General features: G+C 46.1%; 9 protein-coding genes and 1 pseudogene. All 10 read right to left on the reverse strand.

The annotated features are described in order from the left end of the window. Nucleotides 1-283 (reverse strand): annotated as a pseudogene (locus BSCG_RS30630) (hypothetical protein); the annotation flags it as partial. 197 nt (nucleotides 284-480) lie between these two features. Next, the gene (locus BSCG_RS04680) at nucleotides 481-1107 is read right to left on the reverse strand and encodes an RteC domain-containing protein (protein ID WP_032849740.1); all 627 of its coding nucleotides are present in this window, start codon (nucleotides 1105-1107) and stop codon (nucleotides 481-483) included. A 441-nt stretch (nucleotides 1108-1548) separates the two neighbouring features. Next, nucleotides 1549-2835, reverse strand: coding sequence for a sigma-54-dependent transcriptional regulator (locus BSCG_RS04675; protein ID WP_008777113.1), 1287 nt, complete (start codon nucleotides 2833-2835; stop codon nucleotides 1549-1551). Then, nucleotides 2832-5219, reverse strand: a complete 2388-nt coding sequence (locus tag BSCG_RS04670; RefSeq protein ID WP_008777114.1) for a hybrid sensor histidine kinase/response regulator — start codon at nucleotides 5217-5219, stop codon at nucleotides 2832-2834. Before BSCG_RS04670 ends, BSCG_RS04675 begins: the two co-directional genes overlap by 4 nt. A gap of 384 nt (nucleotides 5220-5603) precedes the next feature. After that, a complete protein-coding gene (locus BSCG_RS04665) occupies nucleotides 5604-6578 on the reverse strand; it encodes a glycoside hydrolase family 43 protein (RefSeq protein WP_008777115.1) in 975 nt (324 codons plus the stop codon). Between the two features lie 33 nt (nucleotides 6579-6611). Further along, the gene (locus BSCG_RS04660; protein ID WP_008777116.1) at nucleotides 6612-7730 is read right to left on the reverse strand and encodes an endo-1,4-beta-xylanase; all 1119 of its coding nucleotides are present in this window, start codon (nucleotides 7728-7730) and stop codon (nucleotides 6612-6614) included. 19 nt (nucleotides 7731-7749) lie between these two features. Beyond that, complete coding sequence (locus BSCG_RS04655; protein WP_004297806.1) at nucleotides 7750-9144, reverse strand: MFS transporter; 1395 nt, start codon at nucleotides 9142-9144, stop codon at nucleotides 7750-7752. Between the two features lie 377 nt (nucleotides 9145-9521). After that, nucleotides 9522-13061, reverse strand: a complete 3540-nt coding sequence (locus BSCG_RS29090; protein ID WP_083793680.1) for a glycoside hydrolase family 97 catalytic domain-containing protein — start codon at nucleotides 13059-13061, stop codon at nucleotides 9522-9524. 23 nt (nucleotides 13062-13084) lie between these two features. Continuing rightward, a complete protein-coding gene (locus tag BSCG_RS04645) occupies nucleotides 13085-14701 on the reverse strand; it encodes a hypothetical protein (protein ID WP_008777118.1) in 1617 nt (538 codons plus the stop codon). 23 nt (nucleotides 14702-14724) lie between these two features. After that, nucleotides 14725-17772 (reverse strand): glycosyl hydrolase 115 family protein, encoded by a 3048-nt coding sequence (locus BSCG_RS04640; protein ID WP_241762164.1) that lies wholly within the window; start codon nucleotides 17770-17772, stop codon nucleotides 14725-14727. Nucleotides 17773-17988 lie beyond the last annotated feature (216 nt).

Here is a 17988-nt window from a genome sequence, read left to right on the forward strand (position 1 = left end):
CTTTCTTCTCGGAGAGCCTGGTATGCAGGGCCTTGACCGCCTGGTTATAGTTCACACCTATGCGGCGGTATTCGCTTTGCAGGTTGGTCAGCTTGATGTAGTAGTCCGTTGCCGCCTTGTCGATCTTTACGACTTTCATCGGTTTGTCAAAGAGGGCGGAAAGGATGAACTGGGATTTGTTTTTGGCTCCCGAGTTCTCGAAAAGTCTTTCGAACTCGATGTTCTGGAATTCGTCCAGGCGGAAACCATAATAGTAGGAATGAAGCTGGGATTCCTCCTTGGGAGTTCGTCCGCCTCTTCATTTGCCTGATTTGTCAGCCTGCACAGGCTTGCGCGTATTACTGATCTTTGCCATACTTTTAAGTGTTTCATTTATTCGGCAGCAAAATAAGTGATAATATTCATACGAACCTAAAATCGGGAAGTGACTACAACTGACAGGAGATGACTATTTGTGACAGGGGGATTTTTACTCTCTGCTCACTTCCCGATTCCGCAGTTCACGATATTCTTTTCAAAGGTTTCCCGGAGTTTTGGAAGCAGCACCGAGAGGCTTTTCTTACGTCGGGCAAGATCCGCACGCAGGTCGTAAGGTTTGGGAAGGTTGACATGGAAGAACGACTCGAATGCCGTCACCAGTGAAGCGAATGACTGTCGGTTTCCTGTACCGTCCGTAACCAATCCGGAATAATCCAGTGAGGCGATCAGTTCCATCAGATTGACAAGAGAACCCTTCCAGTAAAGCGGGGGCAGATCCGGTCCCTTACCTTTCGTAAGGGAAGGGACTGTGCAGTATTCGGGATGTTCTATGGAAAAGTGAAGTAGTCCGATTTCCGTCTTGACAAGAGCCGCAGCTTTCGTCAGACAGATATGCAGATACTTTCCGGGTATCTCCTTTGCCATGCTCAGGCAGGTGTCCAATTCCAGTTCCAGATAGTATAGGTGTCTGAGTCTTTCAAGAAGAGGCATTTCACCCTTTGCAAGTCGTAGCAGGTAGTCAAGGAACTCATCATAGGAGGATGACAATATGTTTTCTGAAACGGTGTTTCTTTCCAAGACCGCTTCCCGGAAGCAGTCCAGCAGGCGGTGTGTCGTCAGTGTTCTCATGCTGTTCATTTTCTTGGTTTGACAATGGTGCCTTCCGGCGAAAATGCAAGGACGAATATGATGCCGGAGATAACCGTTTGGGGTATATTGTCGGTTAACAGAATGAATACCAGCCAGATAAAACAAAAGCCCGGCCGTAGAATGTAAACACAAAAGGCGTACACTGCTTTACAAAATTGTAAGGCAAGCGTACACCTTTTGTAAGGGATGTGCATGGACATACCATTCTCAGGGGACGGTTTCCGTCAACAGGATACACAACTGGTCCGTATCATGCAGCGGAGTGCCCATGGAACAGGGGCTTCTATTTTGGGAGAGCTCCCTGAAATGCCATTCATATCTCCCGGCAAACATATCCCGAAGCGGGCGGAAATGCAAATAACGGATGTTGATAATATCCGGTTTCGCGACAAAGGGTATCGTAGAACCGGCCATCCTTCGTCAGAGGATATCGTATTTTTTCAGCTTGTCATACAGGGATGTCCGGCTAATACCGAGTATCCGGGCCGCACGGGCACGATTCCCGTCGGTTCTCTCAAGCGTGGCAAGAATCAGCTGCTTTTCCTTCTCCTCTTCCGACAGGACCGCCACCTTATCCTGTCTCATACCCAGGTCCAGTTTCAGTGACTCTACGGATATCCATCCCCCCTTGGCAAACACGACCGCGCGTTGGACCGTATTCTTCAGTTCCCGGATATTCCCCGGCCAGGCGTATTGTTGCAATGCGGCGACCGCCAGCCTCTCGAAGCCGTGGATCTCCTTACGGTACTTTACAGAGAAATGCTTCAGGAAGAATCCGGCGAGCGGAAGGATGTCCTCCCTGCATTCCGAGAGTGACGGTACCCGGATGGTATACTCGTTCAGCCGGTAGTACAGGTCTTCACGGAACCGCCCTTCCGTTATGGCCCTCTCCAGATCCGCGTTGGTGGCGGCGACCAGACGGACGTCAAAAGGGCGTTCCTTTACCGTTCCGACCGGCAGATAACGCTTCTCCTGCAGGGCGCGCAGCAGTTTCATCTGGTTTACGAGAGTGAGGTTCCCGATTTCATCCAGGAACAGCGTGCCGCCTTCCGCCGCATGAAAAAGTCCCACCCTGTCACTGTCCGCTCCGGTGAACGAACCCTTACGGTGGCCGAAAAACTCGCTCCCGCCAAGTCCGTCAGTTACGGCCCCGCAATCCACGGCTATGAAAGGTTTGTTCCTGCGCAGGCTCTGTTCATGAATCTCGGCGGCAATATGTTCCTTGCCCGTGCCCGATGCACCACGAAGCAGTACGGACATGTCGGAACGGGCTACCGGACCTATCTGCCGGTACATCTCGCGCGCCTTTTCACTTTCACCACGATAGAACTCCGTTCCGTCATGCCTCGGACGGTTAAATACTTTTTCAATGGCTTCCAACAGCCTTTCCGGTTGTACCGGCTTACAGAGGTAATTGACGGCCCCCTGTTGCATGGCTTCCACCGCATTCTCCACCTGACCGTAATTAGTCATGATAAAGAACGGGGCAGAACAGTATTTCCCGTTCATCCATTCCAACAACTCCGTACTGTTGCCGTCAGGCAGGCGCAGGTCGGCCAGGACGAGATCGAACTCCTTTGTCTGGAGTTCCTTGCGGGCCGCCGAGAGCGTGCCCACATGGGTGATGTCCATTCCTTTCTTCCTCAGCCAGTTGCCGATACTACGGCCGAAGACAACGTCATCCTCTATAATCAATATGGTTTTCATAAGTGTCTCATTTCATTTTCCTGTCTTATGTTCCTCTTCATGTTTTCCGCACAAGCAATCAGCCTTTCAGCGGCTTCCCCTATTTCACGGATGCACTTTATCCGTTCTTCCGTCCAGAGTTTCGGTTCAGACAGTATGATGGCGCGTAGTTTCTCTGCCGGATAGTCAAGGTGGACGCTTGTCCATAGAGGAAGATTCTTGTGCAGGATCTCCCGGACCGCCAGCCGGTCATTCTTTTCCAGCGCCTTGCGTAGCCGGTCAAGGTCCTTGCGGCTTTCCGAGATGAAGACATCAAGCATCCCCGCCCTGTCATCCTCTCCCGAGAGGATCAGGGAGAAGTCCGGCCACCATGCCGTTTGCCTGTCCCTGCCGACACTCCGGTAGATGAGCTCCATCAGTTCCTCCATCCGGAAAGGCTTGCGGACGTATCCGGCAAACCCTCCGGAAAGGTATTCAGCTTCCGACTCCACGTCGGCTGTCAGGGCTATGACCGGAATCCTCCTCGCCCTTTCTATGTTGGACGATCGCAGCAATCCCAGCAGTTCGAACCCGTCCATGTCGGGCATCCGGATGTCGGTAAGCAGGACATCGTAATCATTTTCCCGGAGTTTATCCACCACTTTCCGGCAGTCGGTACAGCAGTCACATTCGGCCCGGTTACGTCTGAACATCTCACGTGTGAGGGAGAGCTGTCTCGGGTCGTCGTCAAGCAGGAGGACACGCAGCCCTTCCATCTGATAACCGGTCGGAAGCGGCGGCTCCTCTTTCAAGGTACTGCTGTCGGCAAGGGGGAGGGGCAGCAGCACAATGAAACAGCTCCCCTCGTCCGGTCGACTCTCCACCCGGATAAAGCCTCCCATTTGTGAGACCAGACGGGAGGTGATGGCAAGGCCGAGCCCGAATCCGGAAATGCCGCGGGCATTGTCCAGCCTCTCGAACGCGTCGAATATCCGCTGTCTGTCTCCTTCATTCATTCCTGTTCCCGTATCCTGTACCTTGATACGCAGTTCCCCTTCATGATACGCCGCCTCCAGCCGGATGTATCCCTTTACGGTAAATTTCAGGGCGTTGGAGAGCAGGTTGTTCACAATTTGCTGCAGATGCCCTCTGTCACTACAGACAACCGCATCCATACCGGAGAAACGGGTCAGCATCCGCAGTCTCTTCTTTTTGACCAGTGGCGCGTGGTTGTCCGCAATCTCCCTGAACAGAGATTCCAGGCGGAAGATGGAGACGTTCTCCCGGACCTGTCCGGTATCCAGCAGGTAGAAGTCCATCAGCGTGTCCACCAGTGAGAGCATATAGTCTGACGCATGCCGGATATTTCCAGCGTACTCCTCTTGCATAGCCCTTTCCTGTTCACCGGGCAGCAATTCCGCTGCCCCCCTGATGATGGCAAGGGGTGAGCGCAAGTCATGGGCGATAGTTAACATCATGCGTTTTCTGGATTGTATCAGTTCCCTGTTCTCCTTATTAGAGATTTCCAGTTGTCGTTGGTAGCGGTTCCGACCATTGATATCACGATGCACAACAATGTACAGGATAATGGTCAGCGATGAGACGATGATGCCCAGGATGGAAGCTGTACGGAACGATCGGTCACGTGCGGATAGGAAATGCCTGTAACGTTCTTCAAGACGCTGGGAGGCTTCCGTCTCGAAATCCTTGACGACACCATGCAGCCTCCGATTCAGCGCCACGTTGCCGGCATACAGGCTGTCCATCTGCACCAACAGTTTTTTCTGCTTGGCAGTCTGCTTGTCTGTAACCTCCCTGTTCAAGGAATGGAGCATACGGGTGACTGCTGGGATATCCCGTCTACGTTCCATCTTTTCTTTCTGTTCCCGATAGGCGGATGTCTTCTTGCGCCTGAGGAAGATCCAGAAACTCTTTTGGGCATTTTTCCCTTCTTCCTTTTCATTGGACAAGGATTCCGTATCACGATGGACGCGGGATGCTATCAGCGGAATCTTCCGTCTCACGATTTCGTTTACTTCTCGGAAATGCTTGAACGTGCCCATTATTGTATCCAGTAACTGCTCCTTTCTTTCCAGTAGTAGGCACAAAGAGTCTATGTACGCCTGCTGCCTGTGAGTGTTCACATACCGTTTCAGTTCCTGCAAAGTTCCACGGACGTTGTACCGGTTTACCTGGTACGTCTTGAGGTCATCCTCGTCCCAGACACTGACTGTCTCCCCATAGGTAGCCAGTTCCAGTAGTCCAGCGTAAGCCTGTTGCGACAGGTTGCGGATATGGACCAGCTCCCGTTCATCCTGATGCAGGCTACCCCGTTTTATCTGTTCACGGCGGAAAAGCACGATGGTGCAGACGAGCAGGACCATTAAAATGGCATATCCTAAAAATATTTTAAACTTCAGCCACATGATTCGTTTTGTTTTTCTTTATCCCTTCCTTTTCCTGTTTTACCGACTCAGGAAAATAACAAGCAGATAATAGCCCTGAACATACCAAGCACTCATTGCCCGCCCGTCAATTACACCATTATAGTCATTCTGCTTCTGATAATTTATTAATGGCGCACACAAAAGGAATGTCCCCAGTTTGTTTACAGGATACAATAAAATATATCCCATGACAGTAGAATGACCATGGTCACGTTAGCTTATCCGCCGACATGAAAAATCCATATCATGTCTTTTTACAAAACATAATTATCAACGGACAACCAAGCTGTAGTCTAGTTATCCTGACAAATAACCCTACAATCAACAAAGAACTTGCCGGATCAAAACGGAAGTGTTCCAGCCCTACGCTCCTCCATCTATTGTAATTATATTACCGTCCATATCATATTCCAGTTCCGTTACTTTCAGGCTACGAAGCCAGGTTTTCCCACCCGAAGGCACACAATCATGATGAAATAAATACCATTTGTTCTGATATTCAATAATGGCATGATGAGTGGTCCAGCCTACCACTGGCGTAAGGATCACACCTCTGTAAGTGAACGGCCCGTAGGGATTGTCACCCACAGCATAGCACAAACGATGTGTATCTCCCGTAGAATAGGAAAAATAATATTTCCCCTTATATTTGTGCATCCAGGACGCCTCAAAGAAACGACGTCCGTTATCCCCCTGGGTTAATGGACGGCCTTCTTCATCCAGAATCACAACCGGACGGGGCTTCTCTGCAAATTCCAGCATGTCTCGGCTTAGCCTGGCCACCCGTGCGGGAATGGCTGGTTCGTTGTCAGCCGGAAACGCGGCACTCTCCATAGCCTTGTTATTATGATAACGTTGTAGTTGCCCGCCCCAAAGACCACCAAAATACATATAGTAATTTCCATCACCGTCATCCAATATGGCGGGATCAATACTGTAACTCCCTCTGATAGGATCAGATTGCGGAATAAACGGACCTTCCGGTTTGTCACTAACTGCCACACCAATATGAAAAATGTCGTTTTTATCCTTCAGTGGAAAATACATGTAATACTTTCCATCCTTCTCAGCCACATCACAATCCCATAACTGGCGGCCTGCCCAGGGAATATCCTCTACCTGCAGGACAATGCCGTGGTCAGTGACTTCTCCATGCATTATGTTGTCAGTAGAGAAGACATGGTAATCTTTCATATTAAAGTGATCGCCATTATCGTTCTCCTCTACGCCGCTTTCCCAATCGTGGCTGGGATAGATGTAAACCCTACCATTAAAGACATGTACGGCCGGATCTGCCATATAATCACCCGGAACCAGGTATCTCATTTCTTTTTTCATATTTAGTCTATATTGAAGATTAAACAGATCATTTTATTTTTTATCAAAGAGCAGTTCTTTCACAAACGGTTTCGGTTCATAGTTACGATCAAAAAGAAGCGGATAATCATGTCGACCACGTACCGGAAAGTTGTTTTTCCATGAGTCTTCGTCTGTTACTCCCCATACCGTCACTCTGGATACGAAATTCGAATGTTTCACAAAAAGGTCAAGGAACATTTTCATACGAAAATTCCATGCCTGAGATACCGAATCGGGTAATCCCACTGGATAGGGATTCAATTCTTTCCGATATGCAGCCGTATCCGATACATTGGCCGTCATGCTGATAGTAGGCAGAGCGCTCATGTCCCATTCCGTAACCATCACCTTCACACCGGCTTTGGCAAAAACCTGCATACTTTTTTCAAACTCTTTTATATCAGGATAATCCATGCCGATATGCCCCTGCATACCTATGGCATCAATACGTAGTCCTTTTGTTTTCAAGGAATGTACCAGTTCTACCACCGTATTTCTGCGACCCGCTACATGCATATTATAATCATTATAATAGAGTTCGGCATCCGGATCAGCCTCATGCGCATAACGGAATGCCAACGGGATAAATTCCTTACCCAATATCTCATAAAACTTACTCTTGCGGTAAGAACCGTCTTCTACAATAGCCTCATTCACGACATCCCATCCTTTAATCCGTCCTTTATAACGGCTTACAATTGTCGTAATATGGGCTTTCATACGCTGCTTCAATATTTCGGGAGTGACATTATTGCCCGCATCGTCCACACAAAACCAGGGTGCAAGCTGTGAGTGCCAAATGAGGCAATGCCCGATAACAGCCATTCCGTTCTTTTCACCAAATTCCACAAATTTGTCAGCCTGAGTAAAATCATATCGGTTCTCTTCGGGATGAATCACTTCACATTTCATACAGTTCTCCGCTACCACCGAATTGAAGTGGGTACGGACAATCTGTAAAGCGGCTGTATCCCTCCCAATAATCTGGGCGGTATTCAGGGCTGTTCCAATCAGAAAGCGGTCACCGAAAAGAGACCTCAGTGTAGTTTCCTGATGGTCATTTCCTCCTGCCGTACTGCAAGAAGTCAGCATAGTGATCATCAGCAGTACCAAAATCATTTTTTGTTTCATATCAGTTACTATTCTATTTTTAAATTTTCGTTCTTGTCTCTATTTCTTTATTGATACGTTCAACAGTCATATCGTCCAGTTCATATTTCGAAATGATGAACATGGCCAGCAAAAGCAGCAAAGCGGGAATTACGGCTACCAACCATAAAATACCCTGTTCGGCAAAAGCGGACTGGCTGACGGTATTCTTCTGGTCGAAACCTACATAAGCCAACACCAAACCGGGTACTACACCGCCAAGGGCCATACCCGCCTTATAGAAAATACCCGTCAATGCGTTCACAATGCCCGAAATGCGTTTACCCGTGGTATATTCACCATACGAAATGACTTCAGGAACCAATGCCCACATATAACCTGTAGCTACGATGACACCTGTAGATTTGACAAACTGAGCCACATAAACCAGCCATATCTGATTTTTCAATGATGGTATCATCGAAATGACGTAGAGTAACGCCATTCCAATAATAGCCACCGACAAAAACACAGAAAACATAGCACGTTTTCCTATCCTGCGTTTGATCCACGGTACCAAAGGCATGAATATAAAGGCCGGAATGGAACCAAGAGCCATGAAATTGGCCATCTGGTCGCTCGTTCCGTGTACATTATATAACATATAATAGGATCCTGCCGAATTTCCCACAGCCATCATAGCGAAAGCCGTGATAAAGAAAAAGGCCAGAATGCGTAGCGGGCGATTACGACGAAACTCTGTCCAAAGATCGGACACCTGCACATTCTCCGTTTCTTTCGCATCCATTACCACCCGCTCTTTACATTGTGTGAAACAGAAAACCAGCAGCAACAATCCTACAATACCGTAAATAGTCATTGTGGCAAACCATGCATCGGCACTAGCTGCTGTATTCGTCAGTCCGTCAGGTGATAAACAGGCCACCAGTTTAGGAATACCGTAAGCCACGGCCAATCCTCCGGTGTTAGCCAAAAACATACGCACACTGGTCAGTGTCGTGATCTCGTTCGTATCACGGGTCAGTGAGGCATTTAAGGCTCCATAAGGCACATTTATTAAAGTATAGAGCATCGACAACCCCACGTAAGTAATATAGGCATAAACCAGACTACCCGAAAATCCATTCCAGAAGCAAAGAATGGCAAATCCGGTAAGAGGAATACCTGCAAGCACCAAATAAGCACGATATTTACCCAGGCGTGGATTATGTTTATCAACAAAAGTACCGACCAGCGGATCCCAAATTACGTCCACTATTCGGACAATGAGAAACATTACAGCTACCGTTTCGGGCTTAAGGCCGTAGACGTTGGTATAAAACAATAGCAGATACATGCATACTGTCTGATAAATCAGATTTTGTGCCAAGTCACCTGAGCCGAAACCTATTCGCTGAAGCCAGGAGAGTTTATGAAAATCCTTTATTTTATCCATTATAACATAAAAAAATAGATTCTGTTAAATTTTACTCAACAATAATTCTATAATTGTCAGTTTCTCATCTACCCAAAAACGATATCAATTCACTGTTTCTACAGAACTTTCTATTATAAAGATCCTTTCTACCATTTTTTGAATAAATCTGTTATCTTAACTTTCATATATGTTAACCACTACTTGAATGGCATATCCATAATTATTAAAATTTCACTAGCCACAAATATTTTGAAGCAAAGAATCTACCATAATTGTAAATATCCCGGATTCCACACCGTGTTTCTCTACACGATTATAGTAAGTTTATCGTTGTATCCTACCTCAGATATGTCAAGTTCTTCACATCGGGAATCCCCGGTAAGGAAAATCATGCCTCAATCGATAAGCAAAACAAAACCTCCTCGGGGTAATGTAGATACTTGCATGGATGCAGTGATCTTTAATGTTTCAATACGGAAGCTGTGTGGAGTCTGCCCGTCGGCCATCAGCGTGGCTGTACGACCTTCAAGCCCCAACTGCTTCAAGTTCATCTTTAACTCTTGAGCAGATTCTGTACCATTTATCCCAGCCACATACCAAGCATTTCCTTTACGACGAGCCATCACGACATGATGGTCTGGATAACCATTCAAGAGACGAGTTTCGTCCCAAGCGGTAGGGAGTTGGCTTAGCAACTGCTTAACTTCTTTTGGCAATGAACGATAGACAGATGGTCGATCGGGCATATGCTGCAAAGCAGATTCAAAAAGGATAGGCAATGCCAACTCATGGCCATGCGTAGTGAAATGTGGGTGTTGGCTATCACTAAACGTACCTGGAGTATAGTCCATGGGACCTATTACATTGCGCGTAAAGACCAAGGTACAATTGTGAGCTGCTGCACGGGGTCCTAATCTCTTGGCATTGTTATACCATTCTGCTCCATACACAGCTTCTACTGTCATCAGATGGGGATAAGTGCGTTGCCATCCGCGCGGTACAGTTGCACCATGGAAGGTAATGAGCAAGCGTTGGCGAGCCGCTTCTTCAAGCAAGTCGAGATAATAGTTTACACTCTTGACATCATCTCCTTTGAAAAAGTCTACCTTAATTCCAGCCACCCCTTTTTCCTTCAGCCAAGTCATTTCTTTTCTACGAGCATCGGGCGTATTCAGTTTGTATAGCGGACCTGGAGCGCCTTTCCCTATCCAATTGGTAGATGAGTTGTACCATAGTAAAGGGCTCACCTTATGTTCATGGCAATAACGCAAGGCATCGTCAATATTACCGCCATTACCCATGACATCCCATTCCCAATCAATAAGCAGATAGGGCCATTTCATATCCACGGCAAGATCTGCATATTCTTTTACAATTTTGTAATCTTTGGAACCGTGATTATAAGCCCAGTAGATCCATGAGGCAGGTGCGGGTTTTATCCAATCGGTTGACGTCATTTCGGAGGGGTCAGATACATCTGTAACCAAAGTGGACTCCACTATATCAGCCATCGTTCCTGTAATCAGCACACGCCAAGGCGAGGTGTAACCTGCTTTTATTGGCAATGACTTGTCGCCATATGTCACCTGATATTGATGGGGCTTAACCTTATTGTTCAAATAGCTGGCAGCATGGTCGCGACGTAACCCAGCTTCCGTAATGAGCACAAACTGTTCCTGGGCTGCTTCAATCAAAGACGGATACCCCCAATCGAACTTTTTTGATTCGTTGGGAAGTGATCCGTCGGTTATCAAGGGATAGAACCGTTCATAACTTGTAGGATCGTAAGTCTGCATCCAGCGTTTAGTTCCTTGAGGAATGTTGTAGGTAGTATGTTCGGACAACAGAATTTCAGTTTTTCCTTTGGTAGCATCTATGTGTTGTGGCAATTGATAACGGAAAGCTACTCCGTCGTTATATACACGCAGAGTGAACTGTAACAGTTGCTTCTTGTCGTTTTCAAAGGTGTAGGTTCGTTCTACTCCATGGTTGACACAGTGACTTCGTTTTCCAGTAATCATCACATAGTCATCGGTTATCTTCCTTTCATCTGAGACCGCTATCAACCAGACGCGTCGCGAGAAATCTCTTTGATTAGTCTTTAAGCCCAAAGAAATGGCAGACATCAACTGAGTAGGTGTTTGTCCTTGATGTGCGAAAGATACAGCTAACGAAGCTATTCCCCACTTTCCTGTTGAAATAGTGGGGATGGAAAGTGAGGCCGTTAATTTCCCATTCGGTGAAGTCAACGTAGTAGCTTCTTGAAGCATCTGGGGGGCATGGATAGGGGTGATAAATGCACGCCCTATAGCCTTGCGATGTTGCTTCAAAATAACCGATACTTTTCCTAACTCTTGCATCTTTCCTAACGTTAGGGAGACAGCAGGCTTAAAGTACACTTCTGTTGATTCATAGGGCTTTAAAGCGGACACTTCAGCAGAACCCAACATTTTTCCACGTCCTTTTCCATCGGTATATTCCACGCAAACGGTGCTGGGTTCTGCCGTTTCAAGACCAAAATTTTCAACAGTAATCCGGCAGTTCCCATCGGCAGTCAAACGAGGAGCACGAGCAGATAGTAAAGGGGAGTGAACCGATGCCTGAGGCAATCGCGCATAGCCATACGCAATGCTTCCGTCTTTCTTCTTTCCTATAAGTTTGAGAACAAAATCGTTGGAAGTAAGTCCATTTCCTTTTCCATCAAAAGTAAGTATCAAATCATTCCCCACCCGTTCGTGTTTCTTGACCAGACATCCTCGTCCATAGTCCACTTCTGTTGGAGCTCCCAGACGGAGCGAAGCAATATCTAAATCGCTGTAAGGAGCGAAATGTTTTTCGGATGATACCTTGACACGAATGTCACGAGACATACAGTCGATTTTTTTATTTCCTTCAACATGGAGCAGAAGACCGGAATTGAGAGGGATGGTTATATTTTTAGAGCTATGGTTATCGCAGGCATCATCAGCAAACTTGAGCGTATCAATTACTGCAAAATTGGCCTGTACAGCACGTCCATATTCATCTTGCAAGACCTTAGGCCGTTCATATTTAAACCAATCTTCTTTTTTTCCATCTGCATGGCGGGCAATGCCCGGCATATACGCTTCTCCTGCATCCGTTGTCCAATCTATACCATTAGCCGAACGAAGGTAGTAAGCTATGCGACCATACCAATCATTTACAATCAAATTATACTGCACACTATCTTTCCAAACGACAGGGTCTTCAAAGCGACCATCTACCTTGGGGTAGACGGATTCATTGCTTACCTGACTGAAATGAAAGCCATCTCGACTCACCCAAATACCACCACCACGGCACACCATCAGAAAAGAGCCATCTGACCTACGCGCAAACGATAGGTTGGATAGTCCTTCTACTATGTTGCGGTCGCGCGAATCGAAAGTGAGTTTTGACTTTTGCCATTTTCCGTTCAAGTTGTCGGTCACATAGCATCCATCGATTACATAGAGTACATAGCGTCCGTCAAGCAAACGATAAACTTCGGGGTTGTGTCCACGACCTATCATATTGCGCAGCTCAAAAGGTCCATACGGAGTATCGCTAACGGTATTGAACACATAAGACCTTGACCATTCCATATGACCGGCAGGTGAGCTTTCAAGCCATCCACAAACCATCAGATGGTATTTCCCATCGTCTGCCTTCACGATGTTTCCACCCCAAAATGACCAAATACGACTTTCTATTCCATTATCTGCCAATCTTAACTTGACCCCTTTAGCCCCCCAACTATCAGCTACTAACCTACTGCCTTGCATAGGCAGAAATCTATCCATAAATCGGGCACCTGGCACCAACTGCTCCCAAGATACAGGACGGGGACGTTCTGTTATTTGTGCTAAGACCGTAGTTGTAATGCCTAAAAATGTAGCCAGCGCTAAAGCCTGTATAAGTTTTTTATTTCCCATCTTATAAAATATAATTATTTCAATTATTTAGGGTTTGCACCATAGAAGTAAAGTGCTCCGTAACTCCAGTTAGGTTTCGGGGTACCGGGGAAATTGGGACGGTCCATGGTCAGCAATACATATTTATAGGGATATCCCTCTGGCAAAGGAACCAAACTGGCCCATACACGTTGCGCGGGTTTCGGCCAATGGGGTTGTAAATCCAAATTCAATTCACCTTTCAACTTAAGGTCTGGATAGGAATGACAACGCAATTCGCCCAATCCACCCATGAAAACATAAACTTTGCCATCTATGCGTTGCATAGAGGTACCTGTAGAGTTCATCTTAATAGGATCTGCAACGGGGGTAAATATGCCATTCCAAGAATCGCTTTCAAAAGTACCTGATACAATACCATTTTTAAACACACTAGTGAGTAAACGCCATTTCTTCACATCGGTATCATAGAAGATACAAGGATCCTCATTGTGATGTTTCACATGTGTAGGCTCCACCTTGCGGGCTTTCATCACCGAGAATCCACGACGCGGATCACGTTTAGAAGTGCCTATCACTAATCCTGTACCTGAACGTCCATCGCGATTATAGGTGCCACCAAAATCGCAGGCATAGGCACACCATTCTTGCGTTTGACGATTATAGAACAAGTGCGACGCATAGTCATTTCGCAGCAAGCCATCACCATGATCGTACATAATCATACCTTCAAAACGAACATCAAATACCGAAGGATCCACACTCAATACCCCTTGTGCAGACTGGAAAATATCTATACCACGACATGAAAAAGTGAACCACAAGCGGTTATCGTCCATATAAGGGCTAAGGTCTTCATTTGAAATCAAACGGATATCTGCCTGACCGATACCAGATGAAAGATAAGAACGAGCACCACCAACTGCCGAACACCCTTTTAAATTGGAGATAACGTTAAAAGTAGCTTGTGCAGCATCCGTCTTACGACGAAAATCAATCGTCTTACTGAAGTTATTCTTCACAGATACATAACCGATATAATCCGTATGTCCATTTTCTTCAATAAAAGCGCCCCACGAATGTCCATAGAGTTGGGCGCGAAGTTTGAAGGGACCATCTGGCAAATCATCCGTATAGCATTCCTGACGAACCAACTTACCATCTTCATAGATGCGTAAATACACGCCCTCCTTTTGAGTAGAACGATGAGCCACAAGCTGTACACGATCTTGCAAACCCAAACGAGCCAACTCAAAACCCACTTCCACACTGTCAGCCTTAATACCTTTGTCTCCCTTCAACGTTAGTTGATTGATGTCGACCTCATAAGTAGCAAACGGATTGACCGAACCTACATAGAAAGAAACAGGTGTTTGTCCACACTGATTAGAGAGCACCAACTGTCCCTTATTGATAACAGGCTTGAAATTTTTATCACATTCAGCTTCATCCATACCCTTGGTAGAAGGAAGAAAAGCAGGATGCATAGATTCGAAAGCCACGATTTCTGCAGGAACAAACTCTGACAGCGGAATATTATTAGAGAAGATAAAACGGCGCGAAGCCAAACGATGAAATTCCAAGTCAAGTGGATTGAGCTGCGCCCAACCATTCAGAAAGGTTGCGCAGACCAAACCAAGCATTATAAATATTTTCTTCATAAGATATGTTTTTGAGGTAAAGTTTATAATTCTACACTGGGTTTCCCCATATAGCTATAGTGAGCATTATCGGGATTAACCACAATTTTTTCGAGCACTAACTCGGGGTCTATCATAATGATCTTGAGGGTGTGAACTCCAGCCTCCAATCTATCCATTTGCTGATCCACCCAACGTAAACCATCGAGAATGTCAGAACGACGTGGCTTGCCATATCCGGCTAGTACAAACTTACGGTCCACTTCGGGTAGTGGTTTGAGGTTTTTGGAACGACTTAAACTCTCAGGGGTATATTCCTTGAAAATATTATTCATGTTCTTACGCATGTCTATAATCACCGGTTCACCACCATCAATAGATACAGCCATTCGCAAACCACGAGCGGGATTAATGTCTTGTGTGGGCAGAATACCCAAGGCTAGTTTAAAGTCGGTTGGTTCGGGCAGAAAGAAGTCATACTCCATAGAAGGAAGTTGATCTATCTTCTGCAAACAGCCTTTCTTCAATGTGGCACTTGGAGCCAGCACATTATTGATGAGCATGCAACTCTGTTCACGTCCAAGCCCTGGAGCTTCCACCCATTGGGCATACTTGCCAGCATGGATGCGGCTATAACCAACAGCCATCATAGAAAACTCGCCACTACCGCCATACAACTTCTGACTATGATCAGGTATTTGGAAATTGAGTGCATCAACCATCACATCCACCACAGCAGAAGAATGACGAATATTGACACAACCCTGATGACGACCAACAGGCAGTTGCTTCCAGTCTATCGTCACCCGCAGTCGTATTTCGTCTATTCCCTCCACAGACTTCTCTGTATTCACTTTAATCCACGACTCAGAAGGCACAGCCTCTACCTTGCCCTCCAAAACGCCTTTGCCACGATTAAAGACATCAATATAATAGCTGTCACTACCTGCAATGGGTTGGAACAAAGGCAAGGAAGCCGTAGCTACATTGGCAGCGGGATAAGCTTGTTCACTTCCCTCCAAAGCTACACCCATACTTGACCGTGAAGCAGGCTTCACTACCTGGAATGGAGGCAGTTCATTCTTCTTGGGAATAGGCCAGCTGATGTAACCTATGTGGTTATCACTCATCATACACTTCCATTTTCCGTCGGCTACACAGTGGTTATAATAATCACTCATCTTCCTATCTTGTTCAAAAAGCACACAAGCACGTTCATACCAATAATTAGCTTGCAGACGTTGCTGTTTGGCATACAAGTTGTTTTTACCTGCTGCAATATACATTTCTGCCACACCTGCCGCAGCTTTAGCCGGATAGAGAACCAATTGATAATAGGCATCGCGCACTTCTTCAGGGAGTTTATACTCCAAAACCTCCGCTCTGCGCACCAATCGGTGCCATTGCGCCAACTGACGATCACTCTCATTGAAGTTTACATGGCTAAATATCAGCGGATTTTGCACTTCTGCCTTACGTGTGAGGTGATAGTTGGAATAAGTTGCTACAATATCCGCAATCTCAGCTGCATAGTTTTTACCAAAGATACTTTCTGCCCAAGCCAACGTATAAGAAGCCTCGTCTCCCACTTTTATCGCATCAGGATTCCAAGCATAGCGCATGATGAAATCAATGGGATATTCCTTAGGCTTGAGATCGCCCACGTTAATAATCCAAATACGGTCAATGCCTGATTGATAAGCCAAGTTGAGCTGTTCGCGCAGTTTGGGCACTGTAGTGGTGTTGACCCATCGATCGTTGGCGGGTCCCCCATTCATATCAATGTGATAGTATAACCCCATGCCACCGGGACGTTTGAGTTCCTCCTTCGGACCCGTCCGACGAATCTGCCCCCAATTGTTATCACAGAACAGAAGAGTTACATCTTCGGGTACTGTGAAACCTGCGTCGTAGTAACGCTGTACTTCTGTGAAGATAGCCCACAATTGAGGAACCTCAGCCGGATTGGTCTGGTATACCTCCTCGATAATGGCACGTTGCCCCTTGATGACCTCTTCCAACACTCTCACATTCTCCACATCATCACCTTTACCCATGGGCGAATCACCATCGCCACGCATGCCAATGGTGACAATGTTTTCAAATTTTTTGTTTCGTTCCAGACCTTCGCGAAAGAATTGATCGATGCGTTCCCGGTTATTGGCATAGTCCCATGGACCTACTTCTTTGCGACGCTTGGTATATTCTTTGTGCGCGCGCATCATGGGCTCGTGGTGCGATGTACCCATCACGATACCATATTCATCTGCTAACACAGGGTTCATGGGATCATCCTCATTGAAAGCATTAGCCCACATGGCTGGCCAGAGATAATTTGCCTTCAGTCTAAGCAGCAGTTCAAACATATGTACGTAAAGCTTCGAATTGACACCGCCAAACTTCTCGCGTCCCCAGCTGGCAAATGAGGGATGTTCATCATTGATAAAGATACCACGGTATTTCACTTTCGGAGAAGGCATCACATAGCGACCTTCAGTCACATATATTTCTTTTTGTTGTGCTACCGGCACATCTGCCCACCAATACCAGGGAGATACGCCCATCTTCTCGCAAAGATCATAAATACCATAGATGGTACCGCGCTTATCGCTACCTGCAATTACAAGATTGCCATCAATCGTAGTGGTCACAAACGATTCCCATGTGCCTTTGATGTCTTTTACATCCAGCTTCTTTTGGGCAATGAGTTGGTCAATGATGCGACTCTTGCCGATGGTACCCACAATGATACCCTTGCGAGTTCCTGTAAGTCCGTTTGATTGATTGAGCAATCCATTCACATCAACTGAATGGATAAGTTCCGCTTGAGCCGACGAGACCCGTTTTACATCTGCGATTAAATCCGATGCTGCATGTTGTACGCCCCTCCAATCTTGTTCATCTATATAAATAGGTGAAGCTACTCCGTTTTTCACCAACGGCAAGGAAGATGCAGACGAGTTAAATACTATATATTGGGGTAACAAATCATACCCATTGCCAGCTCGAATCACTTGGAACGAAGCCAACACACAAAAACATAAACTAAAAATAATTTTCATTGTTCCATTCATGGTTTTTTCTTTTTTCAATGATGATTTCTTTTTCAGCAAAAATAGAGTATTCCTCACAAAGCTTCTTCGACAGAAGATTCATTTATCCGTACTTATATTACATCACACTCAAAATAGAATACAGAAAAGGGGATGAAGAATAGATACAGCAGACATTTACCCTTAGAAGGCTTGCATGAATCAACATTAATATTTATTTTTGCAGCATTAACCTTACGAAAAAATAATATTCTT

The sequence above is a fragment of the Bacteroides sp. 2_2_4 genome (genome assembly GCF_000157055.1).
Lineage (GTDB): Bacteria > Bacteroidota > Bacteroidia > Bacteroidales > Bacteroidaceae > Bacteroides > Bacteroides ovatus.

Excerpts from the sequence above, each read along its gene's own strand:
- BSCG_RS04680 (WP_032849740.1), bottom strand. The coding sequence starts at position 1,107 with ATGAGAACACTGACGACACACCGCCTGCTGGACTGCTTCCGGGAAGCG.
- BSCG_RS04675 (WP_008777113.1), bottom strand. The coding sequence starts at position 2,835 with ATGAAAACCATATTGATTATAGAGGATGACGTTGTCTTCGGCCGTAGT.
- BSCG_RS04670 (WP_008777114.1), bottom strand. The coding sequence starts at position 5,219 with ATGTGGCTGAAGTTTAAAATATTTTTAGGATATGCCATTTTAATGGTC.
- BSCG_RS04665 (WP_008777115.1), bottom strand. The coding sequence starts at position 6,578 with ATGAAAAAAGAAATGAGATACCTGGTTCCGGGTGATTATATGGCAGAT.
- BSCG_RS04660 (WP_008777116.1), bottom strand. The coding sequence starts at position 7,730 with ATGAAACAAAAAATGATTTTGGTACTGCTGATGATCACTATGCTGACT.
- BSCG_RS04655 (WP_004297806.1), bottom strand. The coding sequence starts at position 9,144 with ATGGATAAAATAAAGGATTTTCATAAACTCTCCTGGCTTCAGCGAATA.
- BSCG_RS29090 (WP_083793680.1), bottom strand. The coding sequence starts at position 13,061 with ATGGGAAATAAAAAACTTATACAGGCTTTAGCGCTGGCTACATTTTTA.
- BSCG_RS04645 (WP_008777118.1), bottom strand. The coding sequence starts at position 14,701 with ATGAAGAAAATATTTATAATGCTTGGTTTGGTCTGCGCAACCTTTCTG.